The sequence below is a fragment of the Bacillus sp. FF-1 genome, from assembly GCF_028548245.1.
Taxonomy (GTDB): domain Bacteria; phylum Bacillota; class Bacilli; order Bacillales; family Bacillaceae_G; genus Bacillus_A; species Bacillus_A paranthracis.
This window is the reverse complement of record NZ_JAQQGG010000002.1, coordinates 760,131-780,074: the sequence shown is the minus strand read 5'-3', so window position 1 is coordinate 780,074 and position 19,944 is coordinate 760,131. Positions and strand designations below refer to the sequence as shown.

Below are 19,944 nucleotides of genomic sequence, written 5' to 3'. Positions count from 1 at the left end.
TGATTCGATCAAACATAAAACTGTTCAGAAAGGAAGAATAATATGGAATGCATAAAAATGCCGAAATGGAGTTGGTATCATGTGAAAACTAGTGAGCTTGAAAAACTTTCTTCTATAATTCCTCGTGATGTAACATCTTATTTCTCTCAATTTATAAAGAAAATAAGTTCTCCTTGTGAAAATGGATTATATGTTTATACGTTATCATCAAGTCAAACTTGTGTATATGGTTCGTTTTTATTTGATCAAGATAAAAAGGACGCCAAAATTCAAAAATTTCTTCATTATTTCGTAGCTCATGGAATACTCATAACGGTCCAGGAAAAAGAGGAAGAGGATTTCCAAAAATTAATACATAATTCCTCTTTTAGTGTGAAAAATTGTAATAGTTCCGCTGAAGGATTATGTGCTATCTTATCAATCTTTATATCTCACTACTTGCGAAAGGTTGACTATTTCGAAAACAATTTTAGGAATGTATTATGGGATTTTTATCATCATAATAACATAGCAGTTTTAGAAAGAATTTATCATATTCGTCATGAACTATTTATGAACACACATGTGTTTCGCTTAATACAAGAAGTGTTACAAGGCCTGAAAGAAGCTTGGTTAGAAAACTTAACAAACACTCTTTGTTATAAGCAAACAAACGTAAAATTAGAGCGTGGATTACAACTTGTTAAAGAGTACCAAGAAGAATTGGACACGATGATTCATTTACAAGAAGTTGTTTCTTCACATCGTGGGAATGAGATTATGAAAGCTCTTACTGTATTAACTGCTGTAAGTACGCCTTTGACGGCCTTAGGAGCATTGTGGGGGATGAATTTTAAATATATGCCTGAACTAGAATGGAAATATAGCTATTTAATTGCTCTCTTATTTATTATTTTCACAACAGGTGGTATGTATTTGTATATGAGAGTGAAAGGATGGACAGGTGACTTATTACGAGTAAAGAAAAAGAAATCCTTTTTTAAATCTAATTAATCTTGTTTATAAAATATATGATAGATATACGGTTAGTAATATTTATTAATTGGGGTAGTATCATTTCGATTTTACAATAGAGATATCGCTGCTTTTAGCAAAACAGACTTCAGAGGCGATTTAGCCAAGATTAATATACCTACCCTTGTTATTCATGGTGATCCAGATGCAACTGTACCATTTGAATATAGTGGGAAATTAACACATGAAGCACTCCTATTATTCTTAAAGGACTGATTAAAACTATATCATTGTTAATTGATACATGATAAATAATTTGCAATTCCATCATATTTTTTCTAATAAATGGAAATACCTAAAGGTGAATAATTTTGAGGAGGTTTTCAATTATGGAAGAAAACCAGGACATGAATTCTCTAGATGAACAAGACGTGAAACGTGAGACATTGACAACACGACAGGGGCACCCTGTGAAGGATAATCAAAATATCCGAACAATTGGGAATCGTGGTCCAGCAACACTTGAAAATTATCATTTCATCGAAAAAATTTCTCATTTTGATCGAGAAGAGGTTCCAGAACGTGTAGTACATGCGCGAGGAGCTGGAGCATTTGGGTATTTTGAAACGTATGGAAAAGTTGGAGATGAGCCGGTAGAAAAATATACTCGTGCGAAAGTGTTTTCGGGGGCTGGCAAAAAAACACCGTTAATGGTTCGTTTTTCTACAGTAGCTGGAGCTAAGGACTCACCAGAAACAGCAAGGGATCCACGAGGCTTTGCAGTGAAAATGTATACGGAAGATGGTAACTGGGATTTAGTAGGGAATAATTTAAAAATTTTCTTTATTCGTGATGCGATGAAGTTCCCAGATATGATTCATGCGTTTAAGGTTGATCCGGTTTCGAATGTGGCGAATCCTCAGAGAATGTTTGATTTTGTTTCTCGTACCCCGGAGGCAACGCATATGATTACATTTTTATTTTCTCCATGGGGTATTCCAGCAACATATCGCCATATGCAGGGATCTGGTGTAAACACTTATAAATGGGTAAATGAAAAAGGCGAAGCGGTATTGGTGAAATATCACTGGGAGCCGAAGCAGGGAATTCGAAATTTAACACAAGAAGATGCAAACAGTATTCAAGCAATGAATGTTAGTCATGCAACACAAGATTTATATGAAGCAATTGAGCGCAAAGATTATCCAGAGTGGGAGCTATTTGTACAAATTATGGAGGATGATTATCATCCAGAACTCGATTTTGATCCTCTTGATGATACGAAGCTTTGGCCAGAGGAGCAGTTCCCCTGGTTACCAGTAGGACGTATGGTTCTTGATCGTAATCCAGTTGATTACCATTCAGAGATTGAACAAGCTGCTTTTGGTACAGGAGTACTTGTTGATGGCATGGACTTCTCAGACGATAAAATGCTACAAGGTCGTACTTTCTCTTATTCAGATACGCAACGTTACCGCGTTGGTGCAAACTATCTACAATTACCTGTTAATGCACCTAAAGCACCTGTTCGTACAAATCAACATCGTGGTCAAATGGATATGCGTAATCCGAAAGAGTCTGGAGAAAATCCGCATATTAACTATGAGCCATCTATGCTGGGTGGTTATAAAGATGCAAAACAAGAAAAGCACCATCCACACCAACCAACTTACAATGCGGCTGCTATGAGTGCACCAATCGATCGTCCTAATAATTATGGTCAAGCAGGTCACACGTATCGTAGTTTTGAGGAGTGGGAACGAAATGAGTTGGTTAAAAATCTATCTGAAGCACTTGCAGTATGTGACAAAAGAATTCAGAATGCGATGATTGAACACTTCACACAAGCTGATGAAGATTATGGCCGTCGTGTTAAAGAAGGTATTGAAAAGAAAATGAAAGAAGCTAAAACGGAAAACAAACTTCCAGGCCGCGAAGTAAGTAAATCAAAATATGGCCAAGGTTCATTAGCTGCAAACGAAGCAACAAAAGATGCAGTAAAGAAAAGCCATGAATCAGATGCTTATTAATTGAAGTGAGCACAGTAGAATACCTAGAGATTCCGTGAAAATAGTTAGGTAGCCTTCCATATGATTGTTAAAATGTTTTTTTATATGAGAAGTACTAAATATCATAAGATAGTTCATAAACAAATAAAAAATAAAGTTTCAAAAAGATGCTCTTGGATAAATCCAGGAGCATCTTTTTGAATGCGGCGTAGTGCACCACTGTAACCAATTTAAAGAATCGAAATCTTCTATAACGAAATTTTTGCTCATTTTTAAATGTTGATATTGAAATGTTAGGTTGATAAATCTCTATTAGTTTCGAATTGAATATGCTTCTTAACAGCTAAAATTTATGGATTAGAGTTTTTTAGGTTTCTTAGGTGGATTGCTATATTACTATCAAAATAATATTTTGAATAATCCTCAAAATAAAGAAATGTTTTTGTCAGAAAACGATAAAATCTTATTAATTTTTATAATTAGTAGAATTTTTATAGAAATAATCCTCTTAATATATTAAAATAACATCGTATTATGTAAGATTTTAATTATTAGGGGAGAGAAATTTTATGTTGAAAAAAATCATTCCAGTTGCTTTAGCATTAAGTACAGTTACTTTTACTAGTGTATTCGCTGTGCCTTCAGCCCAAGCAAGTACAGAACCAAACCGCTACATAGATGTGCAAATGCTCGGGATTAACGATTTTCATGGGCAACTAGACACAGTAAAAAAAATTAACAATAAAGATGCAGGGGGAATCGAGTACTTAGGGGCTTATTTACGCGATCGTGAAAAACAAAATCCGAATACATTAAAAGTACATGCTGGCGATGTTGTTGGAGCAAGTACTCCTGTTTCAGCATTATTACAAGACGAACCTACCATTGAATTTCTAAATGATTTGAAATTCGATGTTGGAACAATAGGAAATCATGAATTTGATGAAGGTGTTGAAGAAATGAACCGCCTTATTTATGGTGGATACCATGAGAAAACAGGGAAATTTAAAGGAGCAAAATTCCCATATGTTGCCGCAAATTTCTATAATAAATCCACTGGTCGTTTATTTTTACCACCATTCACTATAAAAAAGGTACAAGGAGTTCCTGTTGGATTTATCGGAGTCGTAACAACGGATGTGCCTAACCTTGTTATGCCTACTATGCTAAAGAATGTAGAAATTACAGATGAAGTTGAAGCTATTAACAAATCCGTAAAGCAATTAAAAAAACTAGGCGTTAAATCTATCGTTGTTCTTGCACATAACGGGGGGACAACAGATGGGAACGGCGTAACAAATGGTGATATCGTCCGATTAGCAAATGAGACTGATCCAGAAGTCGATGTTATTTTTGGTGGGCATAGCCACACTTATGTAAATGGAACTGTTAATAATAAACTTGTCGTACAAGCAAATTCTTACGGTATGGCTTTTGCTGATGTTGATGTAAAGATTGATCGTAAAACACAAGATATTGTTGAGAAAAAAGCAGAAATTGTTACAACTTACCATGAAGGCATGGAGCCTGATAAAAAAATAAAGAAGAAGATGGAGAAATATCAAGCAAAAATCGCACCTCTTGTTAATGAAGTTGTAGGTAAGTCTATTGCTCCACTAGATCGCAAACTAAATACGGCTGGTGAATCTACTCTTGGAAATTTAGTTGCTGATGCCCAGCGTGCAACAATGCAATCTCAAATTGCACTTATGAATCCTGGTGGTATTCGTAATGACTTAGATGCTGGTGATATTACATGGGGAGAGATATATGGTATTCAACCATTCGGAAATCAATTAATAAAAGTAAATTTAACGGGTCAAGATATTCGTGATATTTTAAATCAACAATGGCAAAAAGACATAACAAGAATGCTTCAAATTTCTGGGATCCAATACACTTGGGATGCAAACAAACCTAATGGAGAAAAAGTAACAAGTATGCGCCTAACAAATGGAGAAGAAATTATCCCTTCAAAAACTTATAGCGTCGTTGCGAACGCATTTCTAGCTTCAGGTGGAGATGGATTTGTATCCTTTAAAAACGGTAAAGATGCTGAAACAGGACCAACTGATTTTGAAGCATTAGTAGATTACATAAAAAAATCAAAAGAACCAATTCAGTCTATTATTGATGGAAGAATTCAAAAAATAAATTAGGTTTTTATTAATCACAAAAACGAATAGATTACCTGTACTTTTTAGTGTACAGGTAATCTATTTTTTGTGGGTTTGAAATAACGTCTTACTGTGACCAATTAATAGTGACGGTAAATTTGGCCCCTATGGAACATTAAAATCAGATGATCCAAACAGTTAAAACTACATCTTTGTCCAAGATAAAAAAGGTCAATTTATCCCGCTTTAACGGGCAGTAAGACCCCCACCTCAAAATTCAGTGGAAGCAAAGAAGTTAGGTGGGGGATGAACAAAACCCCCACTGATTAAAGTTTCACTTTATATAAATTATGTTTTGACAATAAGGGGTTAATTGGTTTGTTTTAGTAGTTATATACTTATGAGTTATTTGAAATTCTAGCGGTTTTGTATACATAGTTTATCCTGCCTTAATTGATAGTGAATAGATATGACGGATATTTTAACCAAAATTTTCATGAAAATACCTTTAAAAAGAACGTTAGTTCGTATATAATAAGAACAAACGTTCTTTTGTTAGGAGTGATAACCTTGTATGATTATTCTCTTTTACCGAATCGTATTATTTTATGTGTAGATCTTCGTAGCTTTTATGCAAGCGTATCATGTATTAAAAAAGGACTTGATCCACGATATACAAAATTGGCCGTCGTAGGAGATGTAAACCGGAGTGGATCAATCGTATTAGCAGCAACCCCGCCATTAAAAGCGTTAGGAATTAAGAAGATGGCACGGTTGTACGAAATACCGAAGCGGCCAGATATTATTATTGTGAATCCAATTATGCATACGTATATGAAATGTTCAACTTACATAACAGGATTAGCTTTAAAGTATGTTGCGCCGGAAGATTTTCATCAATATAGTATCGATGAGTTTTTCATGGATATGACTGCAAGTATTCATTTGTTTGCGAGTAATCCGCGCGAGTTTGCATTAAAGTTTAAGAGAGAAATATATGAACGTACGCGAATTGAAAGTACGATTGGTATTGGTCCGAATTTATTATTGAGTAAAGTAGCGATGGATGTGGAAGCGAAAAAGAATAAGGATGGAATAGCGCATTGGACATATGACGATATACCCGAGAAGTTATGGCGTATTAGACCGCTCAGTAAATTTTGGGGTATATCGTATAAAACGGAAATAAAATTAAATCGAAAAGGTATACATACGATTGGGGGTTTAGCACAGTACCCATTGAAGTATTTAAAGCAATCCTTTGGTGTAATAGGAGAAGAATTACATTTACATAGTAATGGGATTGATTTTAGCAGAATAGCAGAGAAATATGTTCCAGCGACAACATCTATAGCAAAAAGCCAAATATTATTTCGTGATTATTCCATAGAAGAATTCATCGTTATTTTATTAGAGCATGTAGAAGAAGTTTGTTATAGGTTGAGACGAGAAAAGAAATATGCGCAAACGATCCATTTTTCAGTCGGATATAGTAAGGAATACGGAGGAGGAATAAAAAAAGCACATACGTTAAACAGAGCAACAAATTTAACGATGGATATTTATAATGTTTGTACTTATTTTTTATACGAGAGACATGCAGGAGAACCGATTCGATCAATAAGTGTTTCGCTAACTAATTTAATACATGAAGGAGAAGAACAAATTTCACTTTTTGATAACATTATACAAAGGGAAAAAGAAATGCGATTAACGAAGGTTATGGACGAAATTCGAACACGATTTGGTAAGAACAGTATTTTACGTGGGATTTCCTACACGAGCGTCGCAACAGCAAGATATAGAAATACATTATTAGGAGGACACAAATCGTGAGGAATGCGAATATACCAAAAGGAAGAGGGATGGTAAAGTGGCAACCGTTTGCCAGTATGCCAGAGCAGTTCACCTGTATTAAAGAAATGATACAGGAGCAAACAACAGTTCCGCGTCCAATCTTAACGCAAGATGAAAAAGAAAGGATTGAAAATAAGCTGTTAATTTCATATTTAGGTGAGGAAGAAGTTTTACTTACATATTATAAAAATGGCTACCTATATAAAAATTACATAACAGTAGCTGAAATAAATCCATTAAATAAGACGATTATTTGTACCGACGCTTTTCATAATCAAAGAATGTTTAAGTTTGGTGATGTAATGGAAGTGAATTAGAGTATCTTTCTATGCAGTAGGGTATTTTTAGCAGTCTACTGCATAGAAAAATCAAAGATCCAGCCACATATCAATTTTCAAGGTTTTAAAATGACTTTTATACAATCATCTTCACGATTATTGAAAATTTGATAACCGTAGCTCGCTTCTTCAAGGGGGATTTTGTGCGTAATAATCTCTTTTGGATCAAATTCTTTATTTGTTATTTTTTCAAATAGTTCCGGCATAAAATGAATGACAGGTGCTTGTCCCATTTTAAGGTTAATATTTCTAACCCAAAATGCCCCGAGTGGAAAGGCATTATAATTACCGCCATAAACACCAGTCATTTGAACTGTTCCATATTTTCTTACAGCTTTCGTAGCGATTTGAATAGGACCGAGGGTACCGCCTTGTAATTTTAATTTTTGTTCCAGAAATTCTAGGGGAGATTTTTTCCCATCCATGCCTACGCAATCAATAACTACATCCGCACCGCCATGCGTAATTTCCTTTAAATGTTCTCCCATATCAGGAAATTTTGTAAACTCAAATACCTCAACATTGTTAATCTTTTTTGCATAATGTATTCGATAATCTAAATAATCCACTGCAATTACACGTTTAGCACCTTGCATCCAAGCGAATTTTTGTGTCATTAATCCAACAGGGCCACAACCAAGTACGATAACAGTATCGCCTCGCTTAACACCTGCATTTTTTACACTCCAATAGGCTGTTGGCAAAACATCAGATAAAAAGAGTAGGGATTCATCTTCCAGTTCGCATGATTCTGGTATAACAAATGGAGTGAAATTTCCAAAAGGAACTTTTAAATATTCGGCTTGTCCGCCTGGATGGTTACCAAATTTCTCTGTGTAACCAAAGTATCCACCAGAATCATAATGAGGATTGGAGTTATCACATTGACTTTCCATTTCATGTTGGCAATAGAAACAATGTCCACAAGCAACGTTAAAGGGGATCACAACACGGTCTCCTTTTTTTACTTTAGTAACATCTGGACCAACTTCTTCAACAATTCCCATTGGTTCATGACCAATAATGTACCCTGGAGGTAAAGGCATGTTGCCTTGATATAAATGTAAATCAGAACCGCAAATAGCGGTTGAAGTAATTTTTACAATAATATCATCTTTTTTCTCTAATTTTGCATCATCCACTTGTTTAACCTGTACTTGGTTTGGTCCTTGATAGGTTACGGCTTTCATCTCATATCTCCTTAGGAATCATTTTTTATAATTTATATGTATCTCTTGGCAAAACAGAAATCTTTAGTAAAGAGGAATCAATACATAGTGTTGTTATGACAGTATGTTATAGCAACTCTTCTTTCTTATGTCTTTTGCTCTATTTTTAAGAAGAAACTCAATAATTATTCATAATCTAATTCCCATAAAAAGGATAATTATTATTTCATAACTCGAAGCATATTAAAAACATCGGAGGTGAAACAACATGGCAAACAATAATAGTGGAAGTCGTAATGAATTGTTAGTTCGAGGTGCTGAACAAGCTCTTAATCAAATGAAATATGAAATTGCACAAGAGTTTGGTGTACAACTTGGCGCAGATACAACAGCTCGTTCAAACGGATCTGTTGGTGGTGAAATTACAAAACGTTTAGTAGCAATGGCTGAACAACAACTTGGTGGTAGAGCGAACCGTTAAGTGAATTGACATAAAATATAGTAGATATGTAAATCAATTTCTTTTGTGTATGTATAAAGACAAAACCTTATAGTAAATGAATTCTCACTCAAAGATTATTGATAATCTTCTTTCATAATCTTTGGGTATTTAATTTGTAAACGACTTTCCTAAACAATAAACACAAGGTGTTGGAAAGGTGTTTTCCATGCATAGTAGAAAAGCTTTTGCAGGAAAAAGCATACTTAAAAATTTGATTTTAATATTAAAATCAATATTTATTATGATATTTTCGAAAGGAAGGAATTTGAAAATGGGTATATTAAGTGGAAATCCTCAAAATGAACCATTACACTACGGAGAGGTATTTGATATTTGGAGTTATCTTCTTGCTGCGCAGGGTGCGATTGCAAGCCACCAAGTATTTATGAATCACACAGGTGATGAAGATTTGAAGAAGTTTTTAGAAGGCTTAATTGAAAATGATATGAACTCGGAAATAGAAGAATTAAAAGCACTTTTAAAAGTTAATGGGGTTGCTTTACCGCCTGCTCCTCCAGAACGACCAGTAGCATCTATTGAAGACATTCCTCCGGGAGCGCGTATTAATGATGTTGAAATTGCAGCAGCTGTTTCTACAGGATTAGCAGCTGGACTTGTGACATGTAGTCAAGTAATGGGAAAATGCCTTCGAGAAGATGTAGGCATGTTATTTGGACAATTTCATATGAAAAAAGCGCAGGCAGGTGTAACTTTGCTACGTTTAAGTAAGAAAAAAGGATGGGTGGTTCCACCTCCATTACATGTGAGAAACTCTGATCAAGCTTAATAAACAAAAATAAAAAAGTGGCGTTGGCCACTTTTTTATTTTTTAGATGTATCCTTAAGCTTGGATTTATTTATTGTGGAAGAATCCATATATTCATCTGACATTTCCATAGCGTATTTATCATGGTGAATATGATTGTGATTTCTTAATTCATCGTTGTTACGCAGTACTAACCTCTTCATATAAATGTGGAAGAAAATCTCTATTCCGCCAATAATTAATGTGGCTATAAATGAAGAAAATCCAATATTACGAGTAGTATCTAAATTAGTAAATAAAGATGTTAAAATCCAAATTCCGAAGAAGGTTAAGCCAAAATCTGCCATTGTAGCAATCATATTTCCGTACTTAGGTAAAATGAAGAGATCTCCGATTAAATAGGCAGCTCCTGTAAGGAAAAGAGAAATTAGTAATACTCTAGGAATTGAAATGCCTGTAAAGATACTAAGTATGATTAGTAATACTGCAGTTATCGCTGTATATTTAATTAATAAAGCAACAATATGTTTCATCATTTTCCTCCATTGTTTAAACGTATATGGAATAAAATATTTCATTAAAAATGGGTTATGCTTTTATATAGCGTAACCCGTTTTAATCATCCTTAAATGGTAAGAAGTACAAGCCGGGTAAGAAGCAGGCTTATACTATGGATAGTATTTGCGGAATATCGAGCTTTATTCACAAAGGGGCGTTCCACTCTTATAATCGAGATGTTGCCTAAGTACAGTATTTTTTTACTAAACTTAATAATTTTTGCCGTTTTAATTCTTTAATATAAAAGCCAAAGTTTCTTGTGCTTAATGTATCTTTTTATCTACATATTTTCCGTAATCAGGTACAGCAATTTTATCAAATTCCTTAACGAGTGTGTTGAGGCTTGTTGATAGCAATTCACCTGACATAGGTATCCCATGTCCAGTAACAGTGACTAGAGGCTTTAATTTTTCTAATTTAATAACGGATTCTTTAGCAGCGTTCCAGTCTGTTGTTAAATAACGAGGCGGACCGCTGATTTCCTGTTCCTGAGTAATTACCTTATATAGATATTCTTGCTTCACTGTAATAAAAGCGTCCCCAGCAATTAAAGTTCGGTCTTTTTCTCGGAATAATGAAATATGACCTGGAGTGTGTCCTGGTGTATGCACCCATCTAAACTCTGGCATATGAGGAACAGTTCCATCTGCAGGTAGTACTTTTACGCTATTTCCTAAATCAATCGGTTCATTAGGGAACAGAGGCGACATTTTCGCTACCATACCACCTTCAACTGTTGGATCTGGTTCAGGATAGCCTTGTAGTCCAGTCAGGAACGGTATCTCCATTTGATGGGCATAGACTGGAATATCCCAATACTTAATGAGTTCAATTATTCCACCAACATGATCAAAATGCCCGTGAGTTAAAATAATTGCTTTTGGGCGACTATTTGTACCAAATCGCGTCTCAGTGACAGAGATAATTTCATTTGCACATTTAGGCATTCCAGCATCAACTAAAACAAAATCATTGCTCTTGGGATGTCCAACAAAACAGATGTTGACGATTTGAATCGTGTAACAAAATAAATCAGGCAATACTTCAATGCCATGACCACTTTCAATTGAAGTTGCCGGAATAAACTTGTAATCACTTCCATAATTCATTTCATTGTCCAATTTTTCTCCCCCTTAACTTATTCCAATATGACATTATAGTTCCCTAATTTTGAAAATCCATTTTGGAGCATTTGAGAAAAGAATGAGTGGGGGATTACAAAAAACAATAACTTAGTCTTAGAATTAAGGGAGAGATATGTCAATTTATATAAAATGTAAACAAAGAATATTGATTTTAAAGTCGTAGTTTATATTATTTTTTTGAGTTTAAGTGTATATCTTTTAAGAGGACATACCAAGTTCTTTTATTTTGATAATTACTTGAAACTTGAACGGGAAAAACATGATCAAGCGCCCATTCTAATTTGTTTATTTCATTTTCAAGTCCTGTTGGATAGAGTAAAAGGATCTTAAAATTATTTTTAACAATATTTGATAAAACGGTTTGTAATTCAAGCGCTTCAGTCAAGCTTCCGCCCCATCTAACAAATAAAATGGATTGTGAATTATGCATTCTTTCGTAAAGGTTATCAATTCTTTGATCTAATTTTTGTTTAAAATCATGGTATGTGATGAACCAATCTTCATTCGGAATAACAGGGAAATCATGATAAGATGTTACGTTATATTTTGTATCTTTTATAATATGAGAAAAAACAGGTTGTATCACGCCATCATTAAACACAATATTTTGCTCCGGCATTGATTGCATGTTTTTTAAATCCATAAAGTCTACGAAATTATTTTTCAATAATGTGTTGATAGAAGAAAGATTCGGTGATACAAACCAATCTAGAGGACCTGAATATTTCCGCAGCTTATATTTTTTTAGATGAATAGCAGTATAACAATTTTCCCCTAAACTAATAACATCATCATACATTCCTTGAAGCTTTTTCATTTCCAATACAATCATCCTTTTTTAGAAAAATTAGAAGGTATATATAAATTCTAAAAAGCGTTATTATGACACAAAATATGCTTTTGAAAAATAGGAGAACGAGTTAATTATAAATAATATATGTATGTATAAAACCTCCTGTGAAAAGGCTCACAGGAGGTTAAACTAAGGCGTATTTCAAGTTATGTACCATTTGTTGAGGTAAGAATTGTGAGTGATAATTCATGGCGTTCCTATAATAAAAGGGGAAAACAGAAATACATTGAAGTTAGTTGTGAACAAATTGTAATTTAAAATTGAGAGGAAATAAGAAGCCCTAGTTGCTTCATTATGCAACTAGGGCATTATTTAATCTCTTCCTAACTTAATTATATCATGTAAATCAAATTCGAAATAGACTGTTTCTTCTCCTTTACTCCTGCTACAATCAAGAACACATGCATAGTAAGGAGAGATGTTATATGAGTTCTTTCGTTCTCGATTTTCAGGAAATAGAAAAGGGGCAGCTTTCACTCGTCGGCGGAAAAGGGTTGAATTTAGGGGAGTTATCTAACATTCAAGGTATACAGGTGCCAGAAGGATTTTGTGTGACAACGGTAGGATATGAAAAGGCCATCGAGCAAAATGAAGAGCTTCAAACTTTGTTGCAGCAGCTGACCAAGTTGAAACTTGAAGACCGAGCTCAAATTGGTGAAATGAGTAAGGAAATTAGAGAAGTCATTATGGCAGTACAAATCCCTACTGATGTAGTGGAAGCAGTAACTCAGTATCTCTCACGTTTTGGAAATGAACACGCGTATGCCGTGCGTTCTAGTGCTACGGCTGAAGATTTACCGTATGCCTCGTTTGCAGGTCAACAAGATACGTATTTAAATATTATCGGAAAAGAAGCGATTTTACAGCATGTAAGAAAGTGCTGGGCTTCTTTATTTACAGAGCGAGCAGTCATGTACCGTATGCAAAATGGTTTTGAACATAATCAAGTTTCTATATGTGTTGTCGTTCAAAAAATGGTTTTCCCTGAGGCTTCGGGCATTCTATTTACTGCTGATCCGATTACATCTAGCCGAAAGATATTATCAATTGATGCCAGTTTTGGACTTGGTGAGGCGTTAGTATCAGGACTCGTCTCTGCTGATAATTATAAAGTAAAAGAGGGGGAAATCGTCGATAAGGTGATTTCAACTAAAAAAGTAGCTATCTATGCCTTAAAAGAGGGCGGAACAGAGACGAAACAGATTAATTCGGCTCAGCAAAAGATTCAAACATTGTCTGAACAACAAATATTACAACTAGAACAGATCGGAAGACAGATAGAAGCTTATTTTGGCTGTCCGCAAGATATTGAATGGTGTTTAGCCCGTAATACATTTTATATTGTTCAAAGCAGGCCGATAACGACTTTATATCCAATTCCGGAAGAAAATGATGGGGGAAATCATGTATATATATCAGTTGGTCACCAACAAATGATGACCGATGCGATGAAACCATTAGGGTTATCTTTTTTTCTGTTAACGACAAGTGCCCCAATGCGTAAAGCGGGCGGAAGGCTGTTTGTTGATGCTACGCAACAATTAGCTTCACCTGCTAGCAGAGATTACTTAATAAATACGTTAGGAAAATCAGATCCGCTCATAAGAGATGCATTAACGACTGTAGTCGAGCGAGATAATTTTATTACATTGTTACCGGATGAAGAAACGGAAAAGAGTGCTAGTAAAAGTAAGCCACCAGTAAGTTCGCGACCAGAAATCGAAAATGATCCAGCAATCGTTACGGAATTAATAAAGAATAGTGAAGTATCACTTGAAGAGTTAAAAGAAACTATGCAACTGAAATCAGGAGTGGACGTACTTGATTTTATTTTGGAAGATATTCAGCAATTAAAGAAAGTATTGTTTAATCCGCAAAGTATAGCAGTTATTATGGCAGGTATGAATGCTTCAACATGGATCAATGAAAAAATGGAGCAATGGCTGGGCGAAAAGAATGCAGCGGACACCCTTTCTCAATCGGTGCAAAATAATATTACGTCGGAAATGGGTTTAGCATTAATGGAAGTTGCTGATGTGATTCGGCCGTACGAAGAAGTTATTGCGTATTTACAACATGTAGAAAATGATAGCTTTTTAGATGAACTCGTTCAGTTTAAAGACGGGGAAAAAGCTCGAGAGGCAATAGATGCTTTTCTAAATAAATACGGAATGAGATGTAGCGGAGAAATCGACATTACGAAAACGCGCTGGAGTGAGAAGCCAACAACCATTATCCCGATGATTTTAAATAATATAAGAGATTTTGAATATGGTGCAAGTAAACGGAAATTTGAAGAAGGACTGCAAGAAGCTTTGAAAAAAGAAGAAGAGTTAGTAGATCGATTGCAGCAATTGCCGGATGGAAAACAAAAAGTAGAAGAAACGAAGCGAATGATTCGCAATATCCGTAATTTTATCGGCTATCGTGAATATCCGAAATACGGTATGATTAATCGTTATTTCATATATAAGCAGGCGTTACTAAAAGAAGCTGAGCAACTTGTGCAGAGCGGTGTCATTCATGAAGTTGATGATATATACTATTTAACTTTTGAAGAGCTTCACGAAGTTGTTCGCACGAAGAAACTAAATTATGAGCTTATTCATAAACAAAAAAATGATTATAAATTATATGAAAAACTAACGCCTCCTCGTATAATGACGTCTGATGGAGAAATCATTACAGGTAAATATAAACGAGAAAACCTCCCAGCTGAAGCGATTGCAGGTCTGCCTGTTTCTTCTGGATTAGTTGAGGGGAGAGCTCGCGTTATTTTAAACATGGAAGATGCGAATTTAGAAGAGGGAGATATATTAGTTACGGCGTTTACTGACCCTGGCTGGACACCATTATTTGTATCTATAAAAGGACTAGTCACTGAAGTCGGCGGACTTATGACTCACGGGGCGGTTATTGCACGGGAATATGGATTACCGGCAGTCGTTGGAGTAGAGAACGCTACGAAATTAATAAAAGATGGGCAACGAATACGAGTACATGGAACAGAAGGGTATATTGAAGTGTTGTAATGAAGTAAAAGATCATCCGCTATAAATAGTGGATGATCTTTTTATTTTGCAATAACTCACTTCTTTAAGCCAGCTGCATAAAAAGGTCCATGAACTGCGATTGTTGATAAAATACGAGCAATTTCCTCTGGTGTTTCTTTTTGGCCACTATTTAACCATTGCTGAATGACACCAATATGAGCAGATGCCATATAAGAAGCTAAATATTGGCTTGGAACAAGTAAATTTTCCTTATTAATGAGAGCACCATTCGTATCTTCAAATAATGTTTTCCACATAAAGTCTTTCAACTTTGTTTGAAAAGATAAATCTCCTTTTGGGCTTAATACAGCTTTCATAAAATCACTATTTTCATTTAGAAATTCAAGAATAGAAGTGATAAGTAGAAACGGCATTGTTGGAGAAGGATTCGATCCGAGATCCGCAATCACTTCTGGGAATCTCTTTTTTGCAATGCTAGAAAACTCATACATAATGTCTTCTTGGCATTTTGTCATTAAATCAAATTTATCTTGATAGTGCGTATAGAAAGTACCGCGATTAATGTTTGCTTTCGTTGTAATATCTTTCACTGTAATGGCGTCAAAACCTTTGTCCTCAATTAATTCCACCAATGCATTTCGTATGGCAGTTTTCGTACGAACAACACGTAAATCTAAATTACTATCGCGCAAAGCATGTCCCTCCTTAATTTTACTGAACATATTTAGAAAATGTGTCTTATAACCGACACATTCACGATTTTTGATTATTGTATAAGGTTCAACTCGAACATATAATTCAAAATATAAATAAACAACACGTTGTTGGTTATTATAAATCAAATGTAAGGAGGAGAAAAGAAAATGTTTAAAAATAAACTTTTATTATTATCACCAGTTATTGCCCTACTTGTTGTTTTTATTTTTTCATTAACGTTATTTCCAACCGTTCAACCTCAGCCGAAAAACTTGCCAATCGCAATTGTAAATGAGGATCAAGGAGTAGAAATTCCGGATCAACCGAAGATGAATATGGGGCAAACAATTGTTGATAATATGAAAAAGACATCAAAATCAGAAGAAGAACCTGCGGTGAAGTGGATAGAAGTGAACAATAAAGAAGCAGTTCAAAAAGGCTTAAATAATCAAGAGTATTACGCAGCATTAGTCATTCCGAAAGACTTTAGCGCAAAACAATCATCATTACGAACAACACAGCCATCTTCGCCAGAGGTAGAAATATTTATAAATCAAGGAATGAATACAGCAGCATCAACTATGGCAGGGCAAATGTTAAATGGTGTAGTTGATAATATGAACAATACTGTTCGCGCGCAACTATTAGAAGGATATAAAGAAAAAGGAGTTACGTTAACAGCAGATCAAGTTTCAAATGTAGTCACACCGATTGCAAAGAAAGTAACGAATGTAAATGAAATTGGCAAAAACAGTGCGAACGGTAACTCGCCAATTTCTTTATTCCAACCGTTATGGATTGCAAGTTTAGCGAGCGCAGCAATTATCTTTATTGCGATAAGTAAAATGCCAGTAGGTACAAGAAAAGAAAACTTCATATTAAAACTAAAACAAATCATAACAGGGGCTGTCGCAGCATTTGTCATTGGGTTCGGTATTACATGGATTGCGGATGGAATGGTAGGACTAAATATTTCAAATTTCACTGATACGGCACTGTTTTTAACTATTACGTCCTTTAGTTTCTTCTTAATGATATCGGCGGTACTTTCAATAGTCGGACTAAAGGGAATCAGTATATTTGCTCTCTTACTATTCTTTGGTGCACCGTTATTATCATTAGCGCCTGAAATGTTGTCTCCATTTTACCAAGACTGGGTGTATACATGGTTGCCGATGCGATTTATGATTGAAGGACTTAGAGAAATATTCTTCTTCGGAAAAGGGTTAAGCTGGAGTACACCTGTTATTGTGCTTATTTGGATTGGTGCGGTAAGTATCGTTATTATTTTAGCGACTGCTTTAAAACGTAGTGTAGTAAGGGGACATAAAACGGAATTACAGGCATAAAAGATAAAAACGTTTCACTATGAGTGAAGCGTTTTTTTTGTGATGGATACAAGTTATCAAATAGATAAATTTAAAAGTGCAGTAATTAATTTTGGTATATAATGTATAAAATGAAAATTAATAAAGAGCGAAGTAAGCATAGGAAAGGGGAACGGAAATATGGAGAAATATACAATTCGAACCGCTACTGAAGAGGAAAGCGATAACATTATTACTCTATTAAAAGAAGTAGCACAATGGCTACAACATAAAGAAGTGGACCAGTGGCAGTACCTTTTAGGAGGAGAAGCTACGGCTGAAATATTAGAAGGTATAAGAGAGAAATATACATATGTGGTTACGAAAGAAGATGAAATTATCGGTACAGTTACAGTATCTCCTAAACAAAATGAATGGGATGAATATATTTTTGGTAAAGAGGAAGTTTCTAATTCATTATATATTCATAGATTTGCGGTGAATCGGAAGTATAAGGGGAACGGAATCGGAGAATGGATGTTACGGTGGATAGAAGAGAATGTACAACATGACAAAGAGTTGTTAAAACTAGATTGTGTAGGGCATAATGTTACGTTGAATGATTTCTATAAGCGATGTGGTTTTGAATATGTCGGTAGTACGGATGGACATAGTATGTTTCAGAAGAGCATAATATAGTTGAAAAGAAATAAGAAAAAGCGTAGGAATTTCTACGCTTTTTCTTATTTCTTCTCACTGTCTTTTAAAACTTGATTTATTTTTAAGTTAACTACTTGGGCAGCTAGATATCCAAGACCTCTAGCAGCTTGCAGTTGAGTTTTTTTACAATTTTCTTTTTGAGCAATGTTTTTTCATGATTAATATTTATTTTTTTCATAGTTTATATGCCCCTTTGAAATATCCTTATTATGGTTATTTTAATTGATTTATTCAGATAAAACAATCGATGTCTAAAATCTGTTTACATATTTGAATATGAAAGAAGGAATTCAATATAATTATACAGAATATTTAGATAAATAGGGGGGTGTCGAATTTTGAGTGAAATTGAATTAAAAAGGAATGTAATTAAGACAGGGAGTGAGAAGAGCATCATTCTTCGGTTTATACTTGCTAGTCTCGTTGGGGTGTTTATGTTTTTCGTACCGGTTACGATAAACGGTGCTTCTTCCATAATGATTGATCATATCGTGTCGTGGATTAGAGCTTCGGTCCCGAGCGCCGTACCTTATTACGCACTACTCGTTATGGTAATGGGTGCAATTTATCCGTTTTATACGAAAAAATGGAATACATCTATCGTAGATATTTGCTTTTCGATTTTAAAAGTGGTTGGCGTCGTTTTCGGTGTATTATATTGTTTGAAAGTAGGGCCAGCTTGGTTCTTTGCGCCAGATGTTGGGCCGTTTTTGTATGAGAAACTAGTAATATCGGTAAGTTTACTCGTTCCGATTGGTTCGGCTTTTTTAGCATTATTAGTCGGGTATGGATTACTTGAATTTATCGGTACGTTTTGCCGTCCGATTATGAGGCCGTTATGGAAAACACCTGGACGATCAGCAATTGATGCGGTTGCATCCTTTGTGGGAAGTTATTCACTGGCTTTATTAATTACGAATCGCGTATATAAAGAAGGAAAATATACGACAAAAGAAGCGGCCATTATCGCTACAGGATTTTCTACAGTATCCGCAACATTTATGATCATCATCGCAAAAACATTAGACATCATGCATTTATGGAATGTTTATTTTTGGACGACTCTCGTTGTAACATTCATCGTAACTGCTATCACCGTAAGACTTCCACCCCTTAGTAGAAAACCAGATACATATGTAACAGAAGAAGGGTTCCCAGAGCCCGTTTATAAGGAGAAAATGCTAGAGCGTGCTTGGGAAGATGCGCTAGAAGTATCGAAATCTGCACCGAGTATTATAAAAAATATTGCAGTGAACTTAAAAGACGGTTTTATCATGACGATGGGAATTTTACCATCTATTATGTCTGTAGGGTTAATTGGTATTGTCTTAGCGAAGTTCACACCAATATTTGATTGGGTCAGCTATATTTTTTATCCTTTTACATGGGCTTTACAACTGCCAGAAGCAGACTTAGCTGCTAAAGCGGCATCCGTCGGTATTGCGGAAATGTTTTTACCATCATTATTAGTAGTTAGTGCACCACTTGTGACAAAGTTTGTCATTGCGGTTGTTTCGGTATCATCTATATTGTTTTTCTCAGCATCCATCCCATGTATTTTATCGACAGATATTCCGTTAAAAGTATCAGAACTTATTATTCTGTACGTACAAAGAACGATATTAACATTGCTTATCATTACGCCGATTGCTTATTTGTTACTTTAAAAAGGGGAAAAGTATAAAAAAGAATCCTTCTATAAAAGGAAGGATTCTTTTGTTTAGTGTTTTTATCAAGTAAATACTTTAAAATGTACACTGTTTTGATGTTTTATTTGTTTTTCGAATATGACGTAATACTTCTTAAGAAAATTCCTAATCCTGCAAAAAAGAATCCTAAGCATAATAAGCTGCCTGGCGTTCCCCAAGTAATTTGATCTAGCATTTTTATATCCTCCCATTTACCCCATATGAATTAACTGTAAAACTTTCACTTTATT

General features: G+C 34.9%; 16 protein-coding genes and 1 pseudogene. 12 read left to right on the top strand and 5 right to left on the bottom strand.

Features of this window, described 5'->3' with window-relative positions:
• Positions 1 to 42 precede the first annotated feature (42 nt).
• From PQF83_RS09505 to PQF83_RS09475, 6 genes and pseudogenes are all read left to right on the top strand, one after another.
• Positions 43 to 993 (top strand): magnesium transporter CorA family protein, encoded by a 951-nt coding sequence (locus PQF83_RS09505; protein WP_000388894.1) that lies wholly within the window; start codon positions 43 to 45, stop codon positions 991 to 993.
• Between the two features lie 63 nt (positions 994 to 1,056).
• Positions 1,057 to 1,230: pseudogene (locus PQF83_RS09500) on the top strand (alpha/beta fold hydrolase); the annotation flags it as partial.
• Positions 1,231 to 1,343: 113 nt separating this feature from the next.
• Positions 1,344 to 2,984, top strand: a complete 1,641-nt coding sequence (locus PQF83_RS09495; RefSeq protein ID WP_000392242.1) for a catalase — start codon at positions 1,344 to 1,346, stop codon at positions 2,982 to 2,984.
• A 548-nt stretch (positions 2,985 to 3,532) separates the two neighbouring features.
• Positions 3,533 to 5,122, top strand: a complete 1,590-nt coding sequence (locus PQF83_RS09490; protein ID WP_000913800.1) for a bifunctional metallophosphatase/5'-nucleotidase — start codon at positions 3,533 to 3,535, stop codon at positions 5,120 to 5,122.
• 528 nt (positions 5,123 to 5,650) lie between these two features.
• Positions 5,651 to 6,916 (top strand): Y-family DNA polymerase, encoded by a 1,266-nt coding sequence (locus PQF83_RS09480; protein WP_000272626.1) that lies wholly within the window; start codon positions 5,651 to 5,653, stop codon positions 6,914 to 6,916.
• The gene (locus tag PQF83_RS09475) at positions 6,913 to 7,254 is read left to right on the top strand and encodes a YolD-like family protein (RefSeq protein ID WP_001243172.1); all 342 of its coding nucleotides are present in this window, start codon (positions 6,913 to 6,915) and stop codon (positions 7,252 to 7,254) included. The genes PQF83_RS09480 and PQF83_RS09475 overlap by 4 nt, the downstream gene beginning before the upstream one ends.
• A 77-nt stretch (positions 7,255 to 7,331) precedes the next feature.
• Here PQF83_RS09475 and PQF83_RS09470 read toward each other — a convergent pair whose 3' ends face one another.
• A complete protein-coding gene (locus tag PQF83_RS09470) occupies positions 7,332 to 8,465 on the bottom strand; it encodes a zinc-dependent alcohol dehydrogenase (RefSeq protein ID WP_000649072.1) in 1,134 nt (377 codons plus the stop codon).
• Between the two features lie 247 nt (positions 8,466 to 8,712).
• Between PQF83_RS09470 and sasP the strand changes: the two genes are divergently transcribed.
• Positions 8,713 to 8,925: a small acid-soluble spore protein, SasP family gene (gene sasP / locus PQF83_RS09465; RefSeq protein ID WP_000002844.1), complete on the top strand. Its 213-nt coding sequence runs from the start codon at positions 8,713 to 8,715 to the stop codon at positions 8,923 to 8,925.
• Between the two features lie 292 nt (positions 8,926 to 9,217).
• On the top strand, positions 9,218 to 9,733 hold the full coding sequence (locus tag PQF83_RS09460; RefSeq protein ID WP_000512122.1) for a DUF3231 family protein: 516 nt from the start codon (positions 9,218 to 9,220) through the stop codon (positions 9,731 to 9,733).
• Between the two features lie 35 nt (positions 9,734 to 9,768).
• Here PQF83_RS09460 and PQF83_RS09455 read toward each other — a convergent pair whose 3' ends face one another.
• The 3 genes from PQF83_RS09455 to PQF83_RS09445 form a co-directional block, all read right to left on the bottom strand.
• The gene (locus tag PQF83_RS09455; RefSeq protein WP_000680663.1) at positions 9,769 to 10,245 is read right to left on the bottom strand and encodes a YndM family protein; all 477 of its coding nucleotides are present in this window, start codon (positions 10,243 to 10,245) and stop codon (positions 9,769 to 9,771) included.
• Between the two features lie 288 nt (positions 10,246 to 10,533).
• Positions 10,534 to 11,391: an MBL fold metallo-hydrolase gene (locus tag PQF83_RS09450; RefSeq protein ID WP_000368272.1), complete on the bottom strand. Its 858-nt coding sequence runs from the start codon at positions 11,389 to 11,391 to the stop codon at positions 10,534 to 10,536.
• 193 nt (positions 11,392 to 11,584) lie between these two features.
• Positions 11,585 to 12,247 (bottom strand): DUF1796 family putative cysteine peptidase, encoded by a 663-nt coding sequence (locus PQF83_RS09445; RefSeq protein WP_001997746.1) that lies wholly within the window; start codon positions 12,245 to 12,247, stop codon positions 11,585 to 11,587.
• 446 nt (positions 12,248 to 12,693) lie between these two features.
• Here PQF83_RS09445 and ppsA point away from each other — a divergent pair, with 446 nt between their 5' ends.
• Positions 12,694 to 15,300 carry a phosphoenolpyruvate synthase gene (gene ppsA / locus PQF83_RS09440; protein ID WP_000094168.1) on the top strand — a complete coding sequence of 869 codons (2,607 nt, stop codon included), beginning with the start codon at positions 12,694 to 12,696 and terminating at the stop codon, positions 15,298 to 15,300.
• 56 nt (positions 15,301 to 15,356) lie between these two features.
• Here ppsA and PQF83_RS09435 read toward each other — a convergent pair whose 3' ends face one another.
• On the bottom strand, positions 15,357 to 15,974 hold the full coding sequence (locus tag PQF83_RS09435; protein ID WP_001205689.1) for a TetR/AcrR family transcriptional regulator: 618 nt from the start codon (positions 15,972 to 15,974) through the stop codon (positions 15,357 to 15,359).
• Between the two features lie 171 nt (positions 15,975 to 16,145).
• Between PQF83_RS09435 and PQF83_RS09430 the strand changes: the two genes are divergently transcribed.
• The 3 genes from PQF83_RS09430 (at position 16,146) to PQF83_RS09420 (ending at position 19,672) form a co-directional block, all read left to right on the top strand.
• Positions 16,146 to 17,327 (top strand): YhgE/Pip domain-containing protein, encoded by a 1,182-nt coding sequence (locus PQF83_RS09430; protein ID WP_000475860.1) that lies wholly within the window; start codon positions 16,146 to 16,148, stop codon positions 17,325 to 17,327.
• Positions 17,328 to 17,486: 159 nt separating this feature from the next.
• Positions 17,487 to 17,984, top strand: coding sequence for a GNAT family N-acetyltransferase (locus PQF83_RS09425; protein WP_000417624.1), 498 nt, complete (start codon positions 17,487 to 17,489; stop codon positions 17,982 to 17,984).
• A gap of 359 nt (positions 17,985 to 18,343) precedes the next feature.
• On the top strand, positions 18,344 to 19,672 hold the full coding sequence (locus tag PQF83_RS09420) for a YjiH family protein (protein WP_001289404.1): 1,329 nt from the start codon (positions 18,344 to 18,346) through the stop codon (positions 19,670 to 19,672).
• The last annotated feature ends 272 nt before the right edge of the window (positions 19,673 to 19,944 follow it).